Source organism: Streptomyces sp. 840.1 (genome assembly GCF_003751445.1).
Classification (GTDB): Bacteria; Actinomycetota; Actinomycetes; order Streptomycetales; family Streptomycetaceae; genus Streptomyces.
The window spans coordinates 428,815-446,963 of sequence record NZ_RJUU01000002.1 but is presented as its reverse complement, the minus strand read 5'-3'; the positions used below and the strand labels follow the sequence as shown (position 1 = coordinate 446,963).

The 18,149-nt window shown below is 71.3% G+C and carries 16 protein-coding genes; 1 reads left to right on the top strand and 15 read right to left on the bottom strand.

Annotated features, from left to right (window positions below):
• Nucleotides 1-121: 121 nt before the first annotated feature.
• The 14 genes from EDD93_RS28350 to pyrR all read right to left on the bottom strand — a co-directional run bounded on the left by EDD93_RS28350 (nucleotide 122) and on the right by pyrR (nucleotide 16,823).
• A complete protein-coding gene (locus EDD93_RS28350) occupies nucleotides 122-2,272 on the bottom strand; it encodes a primosomal protein N' (RefSeq protein WP_123528336.1) in 2,151 nt (716 codons plus the stop codon).
• 151 nt (nucleotides 2,273-2,423) lie between these two features.
• Entirely contained in the window at nucleotides 2,424-3,632 is a 1,209-nt protein-coding gene (gene metK, locus EDD93_RS28345) for a methionine adenosyltransferase (RefSeq protein WP_123528335.1), read from the bottom strand.
• 242 nt (nucleotides 3,633-3,874) lie between these two features.
• Nucleotides 3,875-5,077, bottom strand: coding sequence for a bifunctional phosphopantothenoylcysteine decarboxylase/phosphopantothenate--cysteine ligase CoaBC (coaBC, locus tag EDD93_RS28340; protein ID WP_123528334.1), 1,203 nt, complete (start codon nucleotides 5,075-5,077; stop codon nucleotides 3,875-3,877).
• 147 nt (nucleotides 5,078-5,224) lie between these two features.
• Nucleotides 5,225-5,497 (bottom strand): DNA-directed RNA polymerase subunit omega, encoded by a 273-nt coding sequence (gene rpoZ, locus EDD93_RS28335; RefSeq protein ID WP_003970369.1) that lies wholly within the window; start codon nucleotides 5,495-5,497, stop codon nucleotides 5,225-5,227.
• A 91-nt stretch (nucleotides 5,498-5,588) separates the two neighbouring features.
• Nucleotides 5,589-6,206: a guanylate kinase gene (gmk, locus tag EDD93_RS28330; RefSeq protein WP_123528333.1), complete on the bottom strand. Its 618-nt coding sequence runs from the start codon at nucleotides 6,204-6,206 to the stop codon at nucleotides 5,589-5,591.
• A 38-nt stretch (nucleotides 6,207-6,244) separates the two neighbouring features.
• Entirely contained in the window at nucleotides 6,245-6,568 is a 324-nt protein-coding gene (locus EDD93_RS28325) for an integration host factor (protein WP_024490957.1), read from the bottom strand.
• Between the two features lie 245 nt (nucleotides 6,569-6,813).
• Nucleotides 6,814-7,653: an orotidine-5'-phosphate decarboxylase gene (pyrF, locus tag EDD93_RS28320; RefSeq protein WP_123528332.1), complete on the bottom strand. Its 840-nt coding sequence runs from the start codon at nucleotides 7,651-7,653 to the stop codon at nucleotides 6,814-6,816.
• Nucleotides 7,650-8,759 (bottom strand): quinone-dependent dihydroorotate dehydrogenase, encoded by a 1,110-nt coding sequence (locus EDD93_RS28315; RefSeq protein WP_123528331.1) that lies wholly within the window; start codon nucleotides 8,757-8,759, stop codon nucleotides 7,650-7,652. The genes pyrF and EDD93_RS28315 overlap by 4 nt, the downstream gene beginning before the upstream one ends.
• 83 nt (nucleotides 8,760-8,842) lie before the next feature.
• The gene (carB, locus tag EDD93_RS28310) at nucleotides 8,843-12,151 is read right to left on the bottom strand and encodes a carbamoyl-phosphate synthase large subunit (RefSeq protein WP_123528330.1); all 3,309 of its coding nucleotides are present in this window, start codon (nucleotides 12,149-12,151) and stop codon (nucleotides 8,843-8,845) included.
• Nucleotides 12,144-13,286: a glutamine-hydrolyzing carbamoyl-phosphate synthase small subunit gene (gene carA / locus EDD93_RS28305; RefSeq protein ID WP_123528329.1), complete on the bottom strand. Its 1,143-nt coding sequence runs from the start codon at nucleotides 13,284-13,286 to the stop codon at nucleotides 12,144-12,146. The genes carB and carA overlap by 8 nt, the downstream gene beginning before the upstream one ends.
• Entirely contained in the window at nucleotides 13,283-13,870 is a 588-nt protein-coding gene (locus EDD93_RS28300; protein ID WP_123528328.1) for a hypothetical protein, read from the bottom strand. The genes carA and EDD93_RS28300 overlap by 4 nt, the downstream gene beginning before the upstream one ends.
• Nucleotides 13,867-15,153: a dihydroorotase gene (locus EDD93_RS28295; RefSeq protein WP_123528327.1), complete on the bottom strand. Its 1,287-nt coding sequence runs from the start codon at nucleotides 15,151-15,153 to the stop codon at nucleotides 13,867-13,869. The genes EDD93_RS28300 and EDD93_RS28295 overlap by 4 nt, the downstream gene beginning before the upstream one ends.
• Nucleotides 15,154-15,155: 2 nt before the next feature.
• Nucleotides 15,156-16,151, bottom strand: coding sequence for an aspartate carbamoyltransferase catalytic subunit (locus tag EDD93_RS28290; RefSeq protein WP_123528326.1), 996 nt, complete (start codon nucleotides 16,149-16,151; stop codon nucleotides 15,156-15,158).
• Between the two features lie 87 nt (nucleotides 16,152-16,238).
• Nucleotides 16,239-16,823: a bifunctional pyr operon transcriptional regulator/uracil phosphoribosyltransferase PyrR gene (gene pyrR / locus EDD93_RS28285; protein ID WP_024490949.1), complete on the bottom strand. Its 585-nt coding sequence runs from the start codon at nucleotides 16,821-16,823 to the stop codon at nucleotides 16,239-16,241.
• 222 nt (nucleotides 16,824-17,045) lie between these two features.
• On the opposite strand from pyrR, the gene bldD reads away from it, so the two are divergent.
• A complete protein-coding gene (bldD, locus tag EDD93_RS28280) occupies nucleotides 17,046-17,546 on the top strand; it encodes a transcriptional regulator BldD (protein ID WP_014157378.1) in 501 nt (166 codons plus the stop codon).
• Between the two features lie 170 nt (nucleotides 17,547-17,716).
• Here the strand turns inward: bldD and nusB are convergent, their stop codons facing one another.
• Complete coding sequence (nusB, locus tag EDD93_RS28275) at nucleotides 17,717-18,148, bottom strand: transcription antitermination factor NusB (protein ID WP_024490948.1); 432 nt, start codon at nucleotides 18,146-18,148, stop codon at nucleotides 17,717-17,719.
• Nucleotide 18,149 lies beyond the last annotated feature (1 nt).

Sequence of the window (18,149 nt, the reverse complement as noted above, 5' to 3'; positions counted from 1 at the left end):
GCCCCGCGTCATCAGCCCGCCCTGCGTCATCAAGCCTGTCCGGCACTGTCCAGCCCGTCCGGCGATTGAGGACAGAGCGCCGAGCGGGTGCTTCCGTGCCCCCTCCGCCCCCCGCCCGCCGTCACCCGATATCGGGCGGGTCCACCCGAATCCGCACCGGCCCGCCGCCGCCACCGCCCCGGGACATCCGTGCCGCCTGCGCCGCCTTCAGCGCGGCCGCCAGCGCCGCACCGCTGCCCGGACGCACCCGGACCAGGGCCCGCTCCCAGGTCTCCCCCGGCGGTGCGTCGAAGGGCCTGCGCGGCCGTCCCGGCTCACTGCCGGGGACCGGCACCGGGCCGAGCACCTCCGCGTCCGGCGGCAGGTCCGCCGCCGCCAGGAACGCGGCGAGTGCCTGCGGCTCCCCCGTCACCGAAGCCATCCGGGACACCGGCGGAAAGCCCAGCTCGGCCCGTTCCGCGAGCTCACGGCGCGCGTGCCCGACCGGGTCCCAGCGCACCAGGGCCTGCACCGGCCGCAGCGTCGGCTCCGCGACGACCACCACCGTGCCGCCCTCGGGCTGTCCGCGCACCAGCGCGGCGGCGGCCGTCCAGCGGCGCAGCGCCTCCTCACCGGCCCGCAGGTCGGGGCGGCCGACCATCGCCCAGCCGTCCAGCAGCAGCGCGGCCGCGTACCTGCCCTCGGCGACCGGCTCGGCGCCCGGGGTACTGACCACGAGCGCGGGCTGGTCCGGCACCGAGTCCAGCACATGGTCACGTCCGGAGGTCCGCACCGGGACGGCGGGAAACGCCCGGCCGAGCTCCTCGGCGGTCCGGCGGGCGCCGACGATCTGCGCCCGCAGCCGACGCGCACCGCAGGCCACGCAGTGCCAGGACGTCTCGGCCCTGCCGCACCACGCACAGTTCAGGTCCTGCTGGTCGGGCGCCTCCAGCGGCCCCGCGCAGTGCCGGCATCGCGCGGGCTCCCGGCAGCGCTCGCAGGCCAGCCGCGGGGCGTACCCGCGACGCGGCACCTGCACGAGCACCGGGCCGCTGCGCAGTCCGTCGCGCACGGTCTGCCAGGCGAGGCTCGGCAGCCTCGCGGCCCGAGCGGCGCCGTCCCGCGCGAGCTCGCCGTCCCCGACGGTCCGCACCAGCGGCGCCGCGATCCTGGTCTGCTCCCGGTCGGCGCGCAGCGGCAGCGCCCAGCCGCTCTCCACCAGCTGGGCGGCCTCCACGGTGCAGTTCGTACCGCCGAGCAGGAAGGCGCATCCGCTGTGCGCGGCCCGTAGTTCGAGGACCTCGCGGACGTGCGGGAAGGGGGCGTTGTCGTCGCTGTGGCTGGAGTCCCCGTCGTCCCAGACGGCGACCAGGCCGAGGCCGGCGACCGGCGCGAACATCGCGGCCCGGGTCCCGACGACCGCCCGGACTGCCCCGCGCCGCACGGCGAGCCACTCGCGGTACCGCTTCTCGGGCCCCGAGCCGGCGGTCAGCAGGGCGTGCCGGCCCTCTCCGAGGATCCCGGTGAGCGCGGCGTCGACCCGACCCGCGGTCCGTCCGTCGGGGACCACGACCAGTGCGCCGCGCCCCGAGGCGAGGGTCGCCGCGACGGCCCTGGCGATCTCCTGCGGCCAGTGCGGGCCCGGCAGGGCGGTCCACACGGCCCTGGGCGCACCGCCCGAGGCCAGCGCGTCCAGGAACGCCGCGCCCTGCCCGTACCGCGTCCAGGTGCCGGGGGCGGGCGCGGGGGGCGGCGGCAGCGGTTCGGGAGAGGGCTTGGACTCGGCGCGTGCGTTCCTCGGCGGCACCGCGAGCTGCAGGACGTCCGCGAGGCTGCCCGCGTACCGGTCGGCGACGGCTCGGGCGAGACCGAGGAGCTCCGGCCCGAGCACCGGTTCGGGTGACACGACGGAGGCGAGCGCGGCCAGGGCGCCGCCGTAGTCGGACTCGGCCAGCCGCTCGACCAGGAATCCGTCGATCAGGCCGCCGCCCTCGCGGCGCCCGCCGCGGACATTGCGCCCGCCCGCACCGAAGCGCACCCGCACCCGGACGCCGGGCCGGGCGACGGCGTCGAGCTCCTCGGGGACCGCGTAGTCGAAGTACTGGTCGAGGTGGAGGGCGCCCTTGTTCACCAGGACGCGGGCGACGGGCAGCTCACCGGCGAGGGCGGCACCGCGCCAGGTCCGCGGTTTGGCGCGGGGCACCTTGGCCTGCCGCACCGTCTCCCGAATCAGCGCAAGCTGCTCCGGAGCCCCGGTGCCGGGCTCGTCGGGCCGCTCGTTGTCGCTGTTCACAGCCAAATTCCTACCAGACGCCACTGACATTCCGGCCGTCGCCGGCATTGCGGCCGCGGCCGGACGCTGACCCGACGCCTGAGCCCGGACACCTGGGAAGGTGTCCGGGCTCAGGTGAAGCGGTGCCCCGCGCGAGGGGCTTGCTGCGGACCTACAGGCCCGCGGCGGCGCGCAGTGCGTCCACCCGGTCCGTGCGCTCCCACGTGAAGTCGGGAAGCTCGCGGCCGAAGTGGCCGTACGCGGCGGTCTGGGCGTAGATCGGGCGGAGCAGGTCGAGGTCGCGGATGATCGCGGCCGGGCGGAGGTCGAAGACCTCGCCGATGGCGTGCTCGATCTTCTCGGTCTCGATCACGGCGGTGCCGAAGGTCTCGACGAAGAGGCCCACCGGCTCGGCCTTGCCGATCGCGTAGGCGACCTGGACCTCGCAGCGGGCCGCCAGGCCGGCGGCGACGACGTTCTTCGCGACCCAGCGCATCGCATAGGCGGCCGAACGGTCCACCTTGGACGGGTCCTTGCCGGAGAAGGCGCCGCCGCCGTGGCGGGCCATGCCGCCGTAGGTGTCGATGATGATCTTGCGGCCGGTGAGGCCGGCGTCGCCCATCGGGCCGCCGATCTCGAAGCGTCCGGTCGGGTTGACCAGCAGGCGGTAGCCCTCGGTGTCCAGCTTGATGCCGTCCTCGATCAGCTGCCCGAGAACGTGCTCGACGACGAACTCGCGGATGTCGGGCGCGAGGAGCGAGTCGAGGTCGATGTCGCTGGCGTGCTGCGAGGAGACGACGACCGTGTCGAGCCGGACGGCCTTGTCGCCGTCGTACTCGATGGTGACCTGGGTCTTGCCGTCGGGGCGCAGGTACGGGATGGTCCCGTTCTTGCGGACCTCGGACAGCCGGCGCGAGAGCCGGTGCGCGAGGTGGATCGGCAGCGGCATCAGCTCGGGCGTCTCGTCGCAGGCGTACCCGAACATCAGGCCCTGGTCGCCGGCGCCCTGCTTGTCGAGTTCGTCCTCGTCGCCCTCGACCCGCTTCTCGTACGCGGTGTCGACGCCCTGCGCGATGTCGGGCGACTGCGCGCCGATGGACACCGAGACGCCGCAGGAGGCGCCGTCGAAGCCCTTCTTGGAGGAGTCGTAGCCGATCTCCAGGATCTTGTCGCGCACCAGCTGGGCGATCGGGGCGTAGGCCTTGGTCGTGACCTCACCCGCAACGTGCACCTGACCTGTGGTGATCAAGGTCTCGACGGCTACACGCGACGTCGGGTCCTCGGAGAGGAGTGCATCGAGAATGGTGTCGCTGATCTGGTCAGCGATCTTGTCGGGGTGACCCTCGGTGACGGACTCCGAGGTGAAGAGACGGCGGGACACATCGCTCCCTGGGGTTGCAGCGGCTGCTGGCTGATCATTTGGCGGACGGGCCGGGAGCTGCGCCCGGTAAGGTCCAGGACCAGTTTATCGGTCGGCTCCGGCTGCCGGACAACGTGTCTCGCCCTTTGGGAGTTCTGTGACATGCCGCACGGCCGGACGGATACCTTCCACAAGCCCCGAAGAACCCCGTTCTGCCCCGTTTCCCAAGGGATCGGGGCCGTCGGGGCGAGGACACACGAAATTCACGCAAGACGCGGCGACACGAGGTCCCAGACCGTGTCGGCGAGCGCTTCCTTGGGCCCGAACGGCACCGGGGTCTCCTCGCCGTCGGCCGCGAGCACCACGGCCTCGTTCTCCTCGGAGCCGAAGGTCCTGCGCTCCCCGACCTCGTTGACCACCAGCAGGTCGCAGCCCTTGCGGCGGAGCTTCTCGCGCCCGTTGGCCAGGACGTCGTCGGTCTCGGCGGCGAATCCGACGACGATCTGTTCCGGGCGGGCGCGCCGCCCGGCAACCTCCGCGAGGATGTCCGGGTTGCGGACCAGGGTGATCGGCGCGGGCTCCTGGCCGTCCTTCTTCTTGATCTTCCCGGTGGCGTATTCGGCCGGGCGGAAGTCGGCCACCGCCGCCGCCATGACCACGACGTCCGCGTCCGCCGCCGCCTTCAGCACCGCCTCGCGCAGCTGCATCGCGGTGCCGGCCCGGACGACGTCGGCCCCGGACGGGTCGGGCAGGCCGGTGTTGGCCTCCACGAGCGTGACCCGCGCGCCGCGGGCGACCGCGGTGCGGGCCAGTGCGTAACCCTGCTTCCCGGAGGAGCGGTTGCCCAGGAAGCGGACCGGGTCGAGCGGTTCCCGGGTGCCGCCGGCGCTGATCACCACGTGGCGGCCCGCCAGGTCCGGGGCGACGGGCCCGCGGGCCAGCACGCGCCGGCAGACCTCGAAGATCTCCGCCGGGTCGGGCAGCCTGCCCTTGCCGGTGTCGACGCCGGTGAGCCGGCCCACGGCGGGCTCGATGACGACGGCGCCCCGGCGGCGCAGCGTGGCGACGTTCTCCCGGGTGGCCGGGTGCTCCCACATCTCGGTGTGCATGGCGGGCGCGAAGACGACCGGACAGCGGGCGGTGAGCAGGGTGTTCGTCAGCAGGTCGTCGGCCAGGCCGTGGGCGGCCTTGGCGAGCATGTCGGCGGTGGCGGGCGCGACGACCACGAGGTCGGCGTGCTGGCCGATCCGCACGTGCGGGACCTCGTGGACGTCGTTCCAGACCTCGGTCGACACCGGGTGGCCGGAGAGCGCCGACCAGGTGGCCGCGCCGACGAAGTGGAGCGAGGCCTCGGTCGGCACGACCCGTACGTCGTGGCCGGACTCGGTCAGCCGCCGCAGCAGCTCACACGCCTTGTACGCGGCGATGCCGCCGCTGACGCCCAGTACGACCTTCGGCTTCTCCACTGCGTCTCCCCGCACTCGGGCACGTGAATCGGACACGTACGCACCCATGCTGCCTCACTGCCGCGGACACCGGTCCGCCGCCCCGGACACACCACGGGCCCGGCGGTGGTGACCGCCGGGCCCGTGGTGAAGGTGCTTCTCCTGCTGCTACTGCGCGGGGCCCTCGATGGCCTCGGAGGTGAGCAGGCCCGCGTTGATCTCGCGGAGTGCGATCGAGAGCGGCTTCTCGTGCACGTGGGTGTCGACGAGCGGGCCGACGTACTCGAGGAGTCCCTCACCGAGCTGCGAGTAGTACGCGTTGATCTGGCGCGCGCGCTTGGCTGCGTAGATCACGAGGCTGTACTTCGAGTCGGTTGCTTCGAGGAGCTCATCAATCGGCGGGTTGATGATGCCCTCGGGCGTGGTGATGGAAGAGGACACTCTCTGCCTTCCGAAGGGGGTGAAGATCAAAGAAATCTTTGACACTCAGGGGCTGTGTGGGTGCGGTCCCGTGTCGGCGCGACCCGTTCGTTCAGTCGCCGGCGGCACGGTGGCCGGAAGCCTCCAGCATCAAGGCTAGCAGCTCACGTGCCACATCCTCGACGGAGGTATTGACAAGCGTCGTATCGAACTCGGATTCGGCGGCCAGTTCGATCTTGGCCGCGCCGAGCCGGCGCTCGATCACGGCGGGCGCCTCGGTGCCCCGGCCGGTGAGCCGGCGGACCAGCTCGTCCCAGCTCGGCGGCGCCAGGAAGACCAGCTGCGCGTCGGCCATCGACTGCCTGACCAGCCGGGCACCCTGGAGATCGATCTCCAGGAGTACCGGCTCGCCCGCCTCGAGCCGCTCCTGCACGGCGCGGCGCGGCGTGCCGTAGCGGTTGCCGGCGAACTCGGCCCACTCCAGCAGCTCGCCGTTGGCGATCAGCTTGTCGAACTCCTCGTTGTCCACGAAGAAGTAGTGGACACCGTTGCGTTCGCCGGGGCGGGGCTTGCGGGTCGTCGCCGACACGGAGAGCCATACCTCGGGGTGGACCTTGCGCATATGCGCGACGACCGTGCTCTTGCCGACCCCCGAGGGGCCGGAGAGCACGGTCAGCCGCGGACGTGCGTCCGGGGGTACGGGGGACGTCCCCCGGGATGTTGCAGCCATGGAGCGATTATCCAGGTTCTCAGGAGTGCCTGAGAACGTCAGGCGGGACTGCCGCCGAACTCACGCTCCAGGGATGCGATCTGGTTGGAGCCAAGACCCCGCACTCGGCGGCTCTCGGAGATGCCGAGCCGCTCCATGATCTGCTTGGCGCGGACCTTGCCCACGCCGGGCAGGGACTCCAGCAGGGCGGAGACCTTCATCTTCCCGATGACGTCGTTCTCCTGGCCCGACTTGATGACCTCATGGAGGGAGGCGCCGGAGTGCTTGAGTCGATTCTTGACCTCGGCCCGCTCCCGGCGAGCCGCGGCGGCCTTTTCGAGCGCGGCTGCGCGCTGTTCAGGGGTAAGGGGCGGAAGAGCCACGCCTACGTCACCTCGGATGTCGATCTGTCGGATACGGACCGGTGAGGCAACGGGATCGCCCCTCACCTGGTGAGCAACGAACAACCTGTGCGCGTTGGCTCTCGACGGAGACTAGCGGCCAGGGCCGCCGGAGTCAGCGAGAACAGACGAAAAGTCCTGGTCAGCCTTTGCCGACCAGGACATTCCTGGCATAACAACCGAGTTTTTTGGTCAGGATTACGTCAACACGCTGTTACGTGGGATGGTCAGCCCTCCGAGACGGCCGCGCGGACCTCGTCCGCGAACCGCTCGGCCGCTTCGCGCAGCCCTGCCGCGTCCGGACCGTGGCGCAGCACGCCCCGGCTCACGCTGGGCAGCACATTGCGCACGGTGTCCCCGAAGACCCCCGGCAGATCTGCGGGGGTCGCCCCCTGCGCGCCGATGCCGGGCGCGAGCAGCGGGCCGTTGATCGCGAGGTCCGCACCCGCCTCCCCGAGCGTGGCTCCGACGACCGCGCCGACCGAGCCGAGCGGGGTGGCGCCCTCGTTCTCGGCGGCCATGTGGTCGAGCATCAGCTGGGCCAGCGAGCGGCCGTCGGCCGCGGTGGCGCGCTGCACCTCGGCCCCCTCCGGGTTGGAGGTGAGGGCGAGCACGAAGACCCCCGAGCCGGAGACCTCGGCCGCGTCCAGCGCCGGCCGCAGCGAGCCGAAGCCGAGGTACGGCGAGACGGTGACCGCGTCCGAGAACAGCGGCGAGTCCTTGTCCAGGTAGGTGGCCGCGTAGGCGCCCATGGTGGAGCCGATGTCGCCGCGCTTGGCGTCCATCAGGACCAGCGCGCCGGCCGCGCGGGCCTCCTCGACGGCCTTCTCCAGGACGGCGGTGCCGCGCGAGCCGAAGCGCTCGAAGAACGCCGACTGGGGCTTGAGCACGGCGACGCGGTCCGCCAGTGCGTCGACCACTGTGCGGGTGAACCGCTCCAGGCCCGCGACGTCGTCGTTCAGCCCCCAGGAGGTGAGCAGGGAGGCGTGCGGGTCGATGCCGACACAGAGCGGGCCACGGGTGTCCATGGCGCGGCGCAGTCGTGCGCCGAAGGGTTCCGGGGTCATTTCACGGCCTTCCGGGTTTCCGCGCCGACCGCGTCGGCGAGGGTGGCGTACGGGGAGGCGGCCAGGCGCGCGGCCAGTCCCTTGTGGATCGACCGGGCGTAGAACGGGCCCTCGTAGATGAAGGCGCTGTAGCCCTGGACGAGCGTGGCACCGGCGAGGATGCGCTGCCAGGCGTCCTCGGCGTCCTCGATGCCTCCGACGCCCACCAGGGTGATCCGGTCCCCCACGCGCGCGTAGAGGCGGCTCACGACGTCCAGGGAGCGTTCCTTGAGGGGTGCGCCGGACAGCCCGCCGGTCTCTGCGGTCAGCGACGGCGAGGACTTCAGGCCCAGGGTGTCGCGGGCGATGGTGGTGTTGGTGGCGATGATGCCGTCCAGGCCCAGCTCGACGGCGAGGTCCGCGACGGCGTCGATGTCCTCGTCGGCGAGGTCGGGGGCGATCTTGACGAGCAGCGGGACCCGGCGGCCGGTGACGGTCCGGTCGGCGGCCTCGCGCACGGCGGACAGCAGCGGGCGCAGCGACTCGGTGGCCTGGAGGTTGCGCAGGCCCGGGGTGTTCGGCGAGGAGACGTTGACGACGAGGTAGTCGGCGTGGGCGGCGAGCCGCTCGGTGGACTTCACGTAGTCGGCGGCGGCCTCCGCCTCCGGGACGGTCTTGGTCTTGCCGATGTTGACGCCGACCGTGGTCCGGAAGACCGGCACGCGGGCGGCCAGGCGCGCGGCCACGGCGGCGGAGCCCTCGTTGTTGAAGCCCATGCGGTTGATGAGTGCACGGTCCGCGACGAGGCGGAACAGCCGCTTCTTCGGGTTGCCCGGCTGCGCTTCGCCGGTGACCGTGCCGATCTCGATGTGGTCGAAGCCGAGCATCGACATGCCGTCGATCGCGACGGCGTTCTTGTCGAAGCCGGCGGCCAGACCGAAGGGGCCGTGCATCCGCAGCCCGAAGGCCTCGGTGCGCAGTTCCTCGTAGCGGGGGGCGAGCGCGGCGGCGACGAAGGTGCGCAGGACCGGGGTCCGGGCGGCGAGGCGGATCCAGCGGAACGCGGCGTAGTGGGCCCGCTCCGGGTCCATGCGCTTGAAGACCAGTCGGAAGAAGAGTTCGTACATCGGGGTGTCCTCGGTGTTCTCGCGGAGAGGCGGTGGTCTCGCGAAGAGGGGGACACCGTTTCCGGTGTCCCCCTGGGAGCGGGCTAGTCGCGGGCCGCGGTCAGATGTTCCGCGTGTTCCTGGAGGGAGCGGACCCCCACGTCGCCGTGGTTGAGGGCGTCGATGCCCTGGACCGCAGCGGCGAGCGCCTGGACGGTGGTCAGGCACGGTACGGACCTGGCCACGGCCGCGGTGCGGATCTCGTAGCCGTCGAGCCGGCCGCCGGTCCCGTACGGCGTGTTGACGATGAGGTCGACCTCGCCGTCGTGGATCAGCTGGACGATGGTCTTCTCGCCGTTGGGGCCCTCGCCCTCGGACTGCTTGCGCACGACGCGGGCGTTGATGCCGTTGCGCTTGAGGACTTCGGCGGTGCCGGAGGTGGCCATCAGCTCGAAGCCGTGGGCGACCAGCTCGCGGGCCGGGAAGATCATCGTGCGCTTGTCGCGGTTGGCCACCGAGATGAAGGCGCGGCCCTTGGTGGGCAGCGGGCCGTAGGCGCCCGCCTGCGACTTCGCGTACGCGGTGCCGAAGACGGAGTCGATGCCCATGACCTCGCCGGTGGAGCGCATCTCCGGGCCGAGGACCGTGTCGACGCCCCGGCCCTGGATGTCGCGGAAGCGCGACCACGGCATGACGGCCTCCTTGACGGAGATCGGCGCGTCCAGCGGCAGCGTGCCGCCGTCGCCGTGCCTGGGCAGCAGGCCCTCCTCGCGCAGCTCGGCGACGGTCGCGCCCAGCGAGATCCGGGCGGCGGCCTTGGCGAGCGGCACCGCGGTGGCCTTCGAGGTGAAGGGGACGGTGCGGGAGGCGCGCGGGTTGGCCTCCAGGACGTAGAGGATGTCTCCGGAGAGCGCGAACTGGATGTTGATCAGTCCGCGGACGCCGACGCCCTTGGCGATGCCTTCGGTGGAGGCGCGCAGCCGCTTGATGTCGTAGCCGCCGAGGGTGATCGGGGGCAGTGCGCAGGCGGAGTCACCGGAGTGGATACCGGCCTCCTCGATGTGCTCCATGACGCCGCCGAGGTAGAGCTCGGTGCCGTCGTAGAGCGCGTCGACGTCGATCTCGATCGCGTCGTCGAGGAAGCGGTCGACCAGGACCGGCCGGGTGGGGCTGATCTCGGTGGACTCGGAGATGTACGCGGCGAGCCGGGTCTCGTCGTAGACGATCTCCATGCCCCGGCCGCCGAGCACGTACGAGGGGCGTACGAGGACGGGGTAGCCGATCTCGTCGGCGATGGCCTTGGCCCCGGCGAAGGTGGTGGCGGTGCCGTGCTTGGGCGCGGGCAGTCCGGCCTCGGCCAGGACCTGTCCGAAGGCGCCCCGGTCCTCGGCGGCGTGGATGGCCTCCGGCGGGGTGCCGACGACGGGCACGCCGTTGTCCTTGAGCGCCTGCGCCAGGCCCAGCGGGGTCTGGCCGCCGAGCTGGACGATGACGCCCGCGATCGGGCCCGCGAGGGACTCCGCGTGGACGATCTCCAGCACGTCCTCGAGCGTCAGCGGCTCGAAGTACAGGCGGTCGGAGGTGTCGTAGTCCGTGGAGACGGTCTCCGGGTTGCAGTTGACCATCACGGTCTCGTAGCCGGCGTCGCTGAGCGCGAAGGAGGCGTGGACGCAGGAGTAGTCGAACTCGATGCCCTGGCCGATGCGGTTGGGGCCGGAGCCGAGGATGATCACCGCCGGCTTGGTACGGGGCGCGACCTCGCTCTCCTCGTCGTAGGAGGAGTAGAAGTACGGCGTCTTCGCGGCGAACTCGGCGGCGCAGGTGTCGACCGTCTTGTAGACCGGGCGGATGCCGAGCGCGTGCCGCACCTCGCGCACGACGTCCTCGCGCAGGCCGCGGATCTCGGCGATCTGGACGTCCGAGAAGCCGTGCCGCTTGGCGTCGGCCAGCAGCTCGGGCACCAGTTCGTCGGCGGCGGCCAGCTCGTCGGCGATCTCCTTGATGAGGAAGAGCTGGTCGACGAACCAGGGGTCGATCTTCGTGGAGTCGAAGACCTCCTCCTGGGTGGCGCCGGCCCGGATCGCCTGCATGACGGTGTTGATGCGGCCGTCGGTCGGGCGGACCGCCTCGGCCAGCAGCTCGGCCTTGTCGCCGGGCTCGCCGGTGAAGGCGAACTGCGAGCCCTTCTTCTCCAGCGAGCGCAGTGCCTTCTGCAGCGCCTCGGTGAAGTTCCGGCCGATCGCCATGGCCTCGCCCACCGACTTCATGGTGGTGGTGAGGGTGGAGTCGGCGGAGGGGAACTTCTCGAACGCGAAGCGCGGGGCCTTGACGACGACGTAGTCGAGGGTCGGCTCGAAGGAGGCCGGAGTCTTCTCGGTGATGTCGTTGGGGATCTCGTCGAGCGTGTAGCCGACGGCCAGCTTGGCGGCGATCTTGGCGATCGGGAAGCCGGTGGCCTTGGACGCCAGCGCCGAGGAGCGGGAGACGCGCGGGTTCATCTCGATCACGATGACCCGGCCGTCGGCCGGGTCGATGGCGAACTGGATGTTGCAGCCGCCGGTGTCGACGCCGACCTCGCGGATGATCGCGATGCCGATGTCGCGCAGCCGCTGGTACTCGCGGTCGGTGAGCGTCATCGACGGGGCGACGGTGATCGAGTCACCGGTGTGGACGCCCATCGGGTCGAAGTTCTCGATGGAGCAGACGACCACGACGTTGTCGTTGCGGTCGCGCATCAGCTCCAGCTCGTACTCCTTCCAGCCGAGGATGGACTCCTCCAGGAGCACCTCGGTGGTCGGGGAGAGCGTGAGGCCCTGTCCGGCGATGCGCCGCAGCTCCTCCTCGTCGTGGGCGAAGCCGGAGCCGGCGCCGCCCATCGTGAAGGAGGGACGGACGACGACGGGGTAGCCGCCGAGCGTGTCGACGCCCTTGATGATGTCGTCCATGGAGTGGCAGATGACCGAACGGGCGGACTCGCCGTAGCCGATCTTCGCCTTGACGGCCTCGACGACGCCCTTGAAGAGCTCGCGGTCCTCGCCCTTGTTGATGGCCTCGACGTTGGCGCCGATGAGCTCGACGCCGTACTTCTCCAGGACACCGTTCTCGTGCATGGAGATCGCGGTGTTCAGCGCGGTCTGGCCGCCCAGGGTGGGGAGCAGCGCGTCGGGGCGCTCCTTGGCGATGATCTTCTCGACGAACTCGGGGGTGATCGGCTCGACGTAGGTGGCGTCGGCGATCTCCGGGTCGGTCATGATCGTCGCCGGGTTGGAGTTCACCAGGATGACGCGCAGGCCCTCGGCCTTGAGGACGCGGCAGGCCTGGGTGCCGGAGTAGTCGAACTCGGCGGCCTGGCCGATGACGATCGGACCGGAGCCGATGACCAGGACGGACTGGATATCGGAGCGCTTAGGCACGCTGGTCCTCCATCAGGGATACGAAGCGGTCGAAGAGGTACGCGGCGTCGTGCGGGCCGGCGGCCGCTTCGGGGTGGTACTGGACGCTGAAGGCCGGCCGGTCGAGGAGCTGGAGGCCCTCGACGACCTGGTCGTTCAGGCAGACGTGGGAGACCTCGGCCCGCCCGTAGGCGGTGTCGGAGACCTTGTCGAGCGGGGCGTCGACGGCGAAGCCGTGGTTGTGCGCGGTGACCTCGACCTTGCCGGTCGAGCGGTCCTGCACGGGCTGGTTGATGCCGCGGTGGCCGTACTTCAGCTTGTAGGTGCCGAAGCCGAGCGCGCGGCCCAGGATCTGGTTGCCGAAGCAGATACCGAAGAGCGGGGTCCTGCGCTCCAGGACGCCCCGCATGACGGAGACGGGGTGGTCGGCGGTGGACGGGTCGCCGGGGCCGTTGGAGAAGAAGACGCCGTCGGGGGCGACCGCGTACACCTCCTCCAGGGTGGCGGTGGCGGGCAGGACGTGCACCTCGATGCCGCGTTCGGCCATCCGGTGCGGGGTCATGCCCTTGATGCCGAGGTCGATCGCGGCGACGGTGAACTTCTTGGTGCCGATCGCGGGGACGACGTAGGCCTCCTGGGTGGCGACCTCGGCGGAGAGGTCGGCGCCGCTCATCTCGGGAGCCCGGCGCACCTTGGCGAGGAGCGCGCCCTCGTCGGCGAGCGCGCTGCCGGAGAAGATGCCGACGCGCATCGCGCCGCGCTCGCGCAGGTGGCGGGTGAGGGCGCGGGTGTCGATGCCGCTGATCCCGACGACGCCCTGCGCCGTGAGCTCGTCGTCGAGCGAGCGCCGCGAGCGCCAGTTGGAGGGGGTGCGGGCGGGGTCGCGCACGACGTAGCCGGAGACCCAGATCCGCTTCGACTCGGGGTCCTCGTCGTTCACACCGGTGTTGCCGACGTGCGGGGCGGTCATCACGACGACCTGGCGGTGGTACGAGGGGTCGGTCAGCGTCTCCTGGTAGCCGGTCATGCCGGTGGAGAAAACCGCCTCGCCGAAGGTCTCCCCCACAGCCCCGTAGGCGCGGCCGCGGAAGGCGCGGCCGTCCTCCAGGACGAGTACGGCGGGAGCCTTGCCGGCTCCCCGGGTGGAGATCGTCATCGTGCGGTGCCTTCCGTAGAGCTGGTGAGGTGGTTGACGGCCTCGACCCAGGCAGGGTGTTCGGCCGAGTGGTCGGAGCGGAATCCGGAGTCGATCAGCCGGTCGCCGAGCGCCCAGGTGATGACCAGGAGGCCGCCCTCGGGCAATACCTTGCCGGCGAGTGCCTTGTCGGTCCTGGCCTCGCGCAGGTCGGCGGCGGGGACGAAGAAGTCCGCCGCGCCGGGCCGTACGACGTCGAGGCCCTGCTCGGTGAGGGTGAGCTCGACGCGGCTGCGGGTGCCGAGGCCGTGGGCGACGATGCGGTCGAGCCACTGCCCGGCCGTCGTCGAGGCGTGGTAGCGCCCGGTCAGGGTGAGCAGCTTCTCGCCGTCCGCGAAGCCCTCCGGGCGGGTCGCGAGGTCGGAGAGACCGGACTGGAGGCTGCCGCGCCACTTCCATCCCTGGCGCATCAGCCAGTAGACGAAGGCGACCAGGACGGCCAGTGCGATCACCCAGCTGATCCGGGCGGACCAGTCGGTGACCTCCGCCGACTTCCGCTCGGCGGCCAGTTGGTACAGCTGAAAGTTGGGGCTGAGTGTTGTCACGCGAGCTTCCCGTCGACGACCGTGGCACGGCCCCGCAGGAAGGTGTGGGTCACTCGGCCCGGCAGCTCGCGTCCCTCGTAGGGAGTGTTGCGGCTGCGGGAGGCGAAGCCCGCGGGGTCCACCGCTCCACGGTAAGCCGGATCGACCAGGGTGAGGTTGGCGGGCTCACCGGCGGCGACGGGGCGGCCGTGGCCGTCCAGCCGGCCGATGGCGGCCGGGCGCAGCGACATCCGGTCGGCGACGCCGGCCCAGTCGAGGAGTCCGGTCTCCACCATCGTCTGCTGGACCACGGAGAGCGCGGTCTCCAGGCCGACCATGCCCATGGCGGCCGCGGCCCACTCGCAGTCCTTGTCCTCGTGCGGGTGCGGGGCGTGGTCGGTGGCGACGCAGTCGATGGTGCCGTCCGCGAGGGCCTCGCGCAGGGCCATGACGTCGGCCTCGGTGCGCAGCGGCGGGTTCACCTTGTAGACGGGGTTGTAGGAGCGTACGAGCTCGTCGGTGAGGAGGAGGTGGTGCGGGGTGACCTCGGCGGTGACGTTCCAGCCCTTGGACTTGGCCCAGCGGACGATCTCGACGGAGCCGGCGGTCGACAGGTGGCAGATGTGCACCCGGGAGTCGACGTGGGCGGCGAGCAGGACGTCGCGGGCGATGATCGACTCCTCGGCGACGGCGGGCCAGCCGCCGAGGCCGAGCTCGGCCGAGACGATGCCCTCGTTCATCTGGGCGCCCTCGGTGAGGCGGGGTTCCTGGGCGTGCTGGGCGACGACCCCGTCGAAGGCCTTCACGTACTCCAGGGCGCGGCGCATGATCACCGCGTCGTCGACGCACTTGCCGTCGTCGGAGAAGACCTTCACTCCGGCGGCCGAGTCGTGCATGGCGCCGAGCTCGGCGAGCTGCTTGCCCTCCAGGCCGACGGTGACGGCGCCGATGGGCTGCACGTCGCAGTAGCCGGACTCCCTGCCGAGCCGCCAGACCTGCTCGACGACTCCGGCGGTGTCGGCTACGGGGAAGGTGTTGGCCATGGCGTGGACGGCGGTGAAGCCGCCTGCCGCGGCGGCCCTGGTGCCGGTCAGGACGGTTTCGGAGTCCTCCCGGCCGGGCTCGCGCAGGTGGGTGTGGAGGTCGACCAGGCCGGGCAGCAGGATCTGGCCCGCCGCCTCGATGACCGTGGCGTCGCCGGCGTCGAGGCCGGTGCCGACGGCCGCGACGGTCTCGCCGTCGATGAGGACGTCCTGCGGCTCGCCGCCGAGGATCTTCGCGCCGCGGATAAGGATCTTGCTCATGGTTACTTGTTCTCCTCGGTACGGGCGGCGGGCGACGGGGTGGGCGGGGCGGCGGGTCCGGAGCCGCCCAGCAGCAGGTAGAGCACGGCCATCCGGATGGAGACCCCGTTGGCGACCTGCTCGACGACGGTGCAGCGGTCGGAGTCGGCGACCTCGGCGGTGATCTCCATGCCCCGGACCATCGGGCCGGGGTGCATGACGATGGCGTCCCCGGGCATCCTCGCCATCCGCTCGCCGTCCAGGCCGTAGCGGCGGGAGTACTCGCGCTCGGTCGGGAAGTACGCGGCGTTCATCCGCTCACGCTGCACACGCAGCATCATCACCGCGTCCGACTCGGGCAGCACCTTGTCGAGGCTGTAGCTGACGTCGCAGGGCCAGTGCTCGACGCCGACCGGGACCAGGGTGGGCGGGGCTACCAGGGTGACGTGGGCGCCGAGGGTGGTCAGCAGGTGGACGTTGGAGCGGGCGACCCGGCTGTGCAGGATGTCGCCGACGATCGTGATCCGGCGTCCGTCGAGGTCCTTGCCGAGTCCGGCGTCGGCCCCGACCAGCCTGCGGCGCATCGTGAAGGCGTCCAGCAGGGCCTGGGTGGGGTGCTCGTGGGTGCCGTCGCCGGCGTTGACGACCGCGCCGTCGATCCAGCCGGAGGTGGCCAGCCGGTAGGGGGCGCCGGAGGCGCCGTGCCGGATGACGACGGCGTCGGCGCCCATCGCCTCCAGGGTCAGGGCGGTGTCCTTGAGGGACTCGCCCTTGGAGACGGACGAGCCCTTGGCGGAGAAGTTGATGACATCGGCGGACAGCCGCTTGGCGGCCGCCTCGAAGGAGATGCGGGTGCGCGTCGAGTCCTCGAAGAAGAGGTTGACGACGGTCCGGCCGCGCAGGGTGGGGAGCTTCTTGATCGGCCGGTCCGCAACCCTGGCCATCTCCTCGGCGGTGTCGAGGATCAGGACGGCGTCGTCGCGGGTGAGGTCGGCGGCCGAGATGAGGTGACGCTTCATCTGGGTGTTCTCCGGGTGGCTGGAGGGTTCAGGCGTGCGGGCGTGCGGAAGCCGCCGTACAGCGGGCGGGCCGTACGTGATGTGCGGTTACTGCTCGCCCGCCGGGGCGGTCCGCCCGGCACCGAGCAGCACGGCGTCGCGGCCGTCCTCCTCGTCGAGCTGGACCTTGACCGTCTCCCGCAGCGACGTGGGGAGGTTCTTGCCGACGTAGTCGGCGCGGATCGGGAGTTCGCGGTGTCCTCGGTCGACGAGGACCGCGAGCTGCACCGCGCGGGGCCGGCCGATGTCGCCGAGCGCGTCGAGCGCGGCGCGGATCGTGCGGCCGGAGAAGAGGACGTCGTCGACGAGGACGACCAGGCGGCCCTCGATGCCCTCGCCGGGGATCTCGGTGCGGGCCAGGGCCCGTGCCGGGTGCATCCGCAGGTCGTCGCGGTACATCGTGATGTCGAGGGAGCCGACCGGCATCTTCCGGCCGGTGATCTCTTCGAGCTTGTCGGCGAGCCGGCGGGCGAGATAGACGCCCCGGGTCGGGATGCCGAGAAGCACCACGTCGTCGGCGCCCTTGGCGCGTTCGACGATCTCGTGGGCGATACGGGTCAGTACTCGGGCGATGTCGGGAGCCTCGAGAACGGGGCGTGCCGCATTGCCGGTGGCGTCGTGCTGTGCGTCCATAAGAAACGGACCTCCTTCTCCGCCTCACCGGACGGATCTTAAAGGACGTCGAAATTGCGTCATCCACGTTACCAGGGCTTGTGCAGGGCCCTCGTCGCACCCCCGGGAGGTACCGGCACCGACCCTTTCAGCTTGACGCACCCAAGTAACGCTGCGTAACCTCACAGTGAGTTACCAGCCACGCGGCGGAGCCGCGAAATGTTCCAGCGTCCCGGGAGCCTTATGTCCAGCGAATACGCAAAGCAGCTCGGGGCCAAGCTCCGTGCCATCCGCACCCAGCAGGGCCTCTCCCTCCATGGCGTCGAGGAGAAGTCCCAGGGCCGCTGGAAGGCCGTCGTAGTGGGCTCGTACGAGCGCGGTGACCGTGCCGTGACCGTGCAGCGCCTCGCGGAGCTGGCCGACTTCTACGGGGTCCCCGTGCAGGAGCTCCTGCCCGGTACGACGCCCGGTGGCGCCGCCGAGCCGCCGCCGAAGCTCGTCCTGGACCTGGAGCGCCTCGCCCACGTCCCGCCGGAGAAGGCCGGACCGCTGCAGCGCTACGCGGCGACGATCCAGAGCCAGCGCGGTGACTACAACGGCAAGGTCCTCTCGATCCGCCAGGACGACCTGCGCACGCTCGCCGTGATCTACGACCAGTCCCCGTCCGTGCTCACGGAACAGCTGATCAGCTGGGGTGTGCTGGACGCGGACGCGCGTCGCGCCGTCGCCCACGACGAGGGCTGAGCGCCCCCAGCAGAAACGTACCGCCGGATCGGCGGGGTCCTTTCCCGGATGCCCCGCCGCTCCGGCGTTCCTGTTTCCGGCGGCCCGTTCCCCGCGGACGGACCGCAGTACGACGAAGGGCCCCCGGTCTGCTGACCGTGGGCCCTTCGTCGGCTGAGCGCCGCCGGTGGCTACTGCTCCCGGCGGAGGTTCGGCTTGAGGTCCTTGAAGCGGGCCAGCAGGCCGTTCACGAAGGACGGGGAGTCGTCGGTGGAGAACTCCTTGGCGATCTGCACCGCCTCGTCGATCACCACCGCGTCCGGTGTCGCGTCCACCCAGATCAGCTCGTACGCACCGAGCCGCAGGATGTTCCGGTCGACGACCGGCATCCGGTCGATCTCCCAGTCCACGGCATAGGTGACGATGAGGTCGTCGATCCGGTCCGCGTACTGCGCGTACCCCTCGACGAGCTCCATCGTGTACTCGGTGACCGGCGGCTGACGGGTGTCGGACCGCGAGTGCCGCACCCAGTCCGCGAGGACCGTCTGCACGGACTCACCGCGCTGGTCGGCCTCGAAGAGGATCTGGAAGGCACGCTTGCGGGCCGTGTTCCGGGCAGCCACG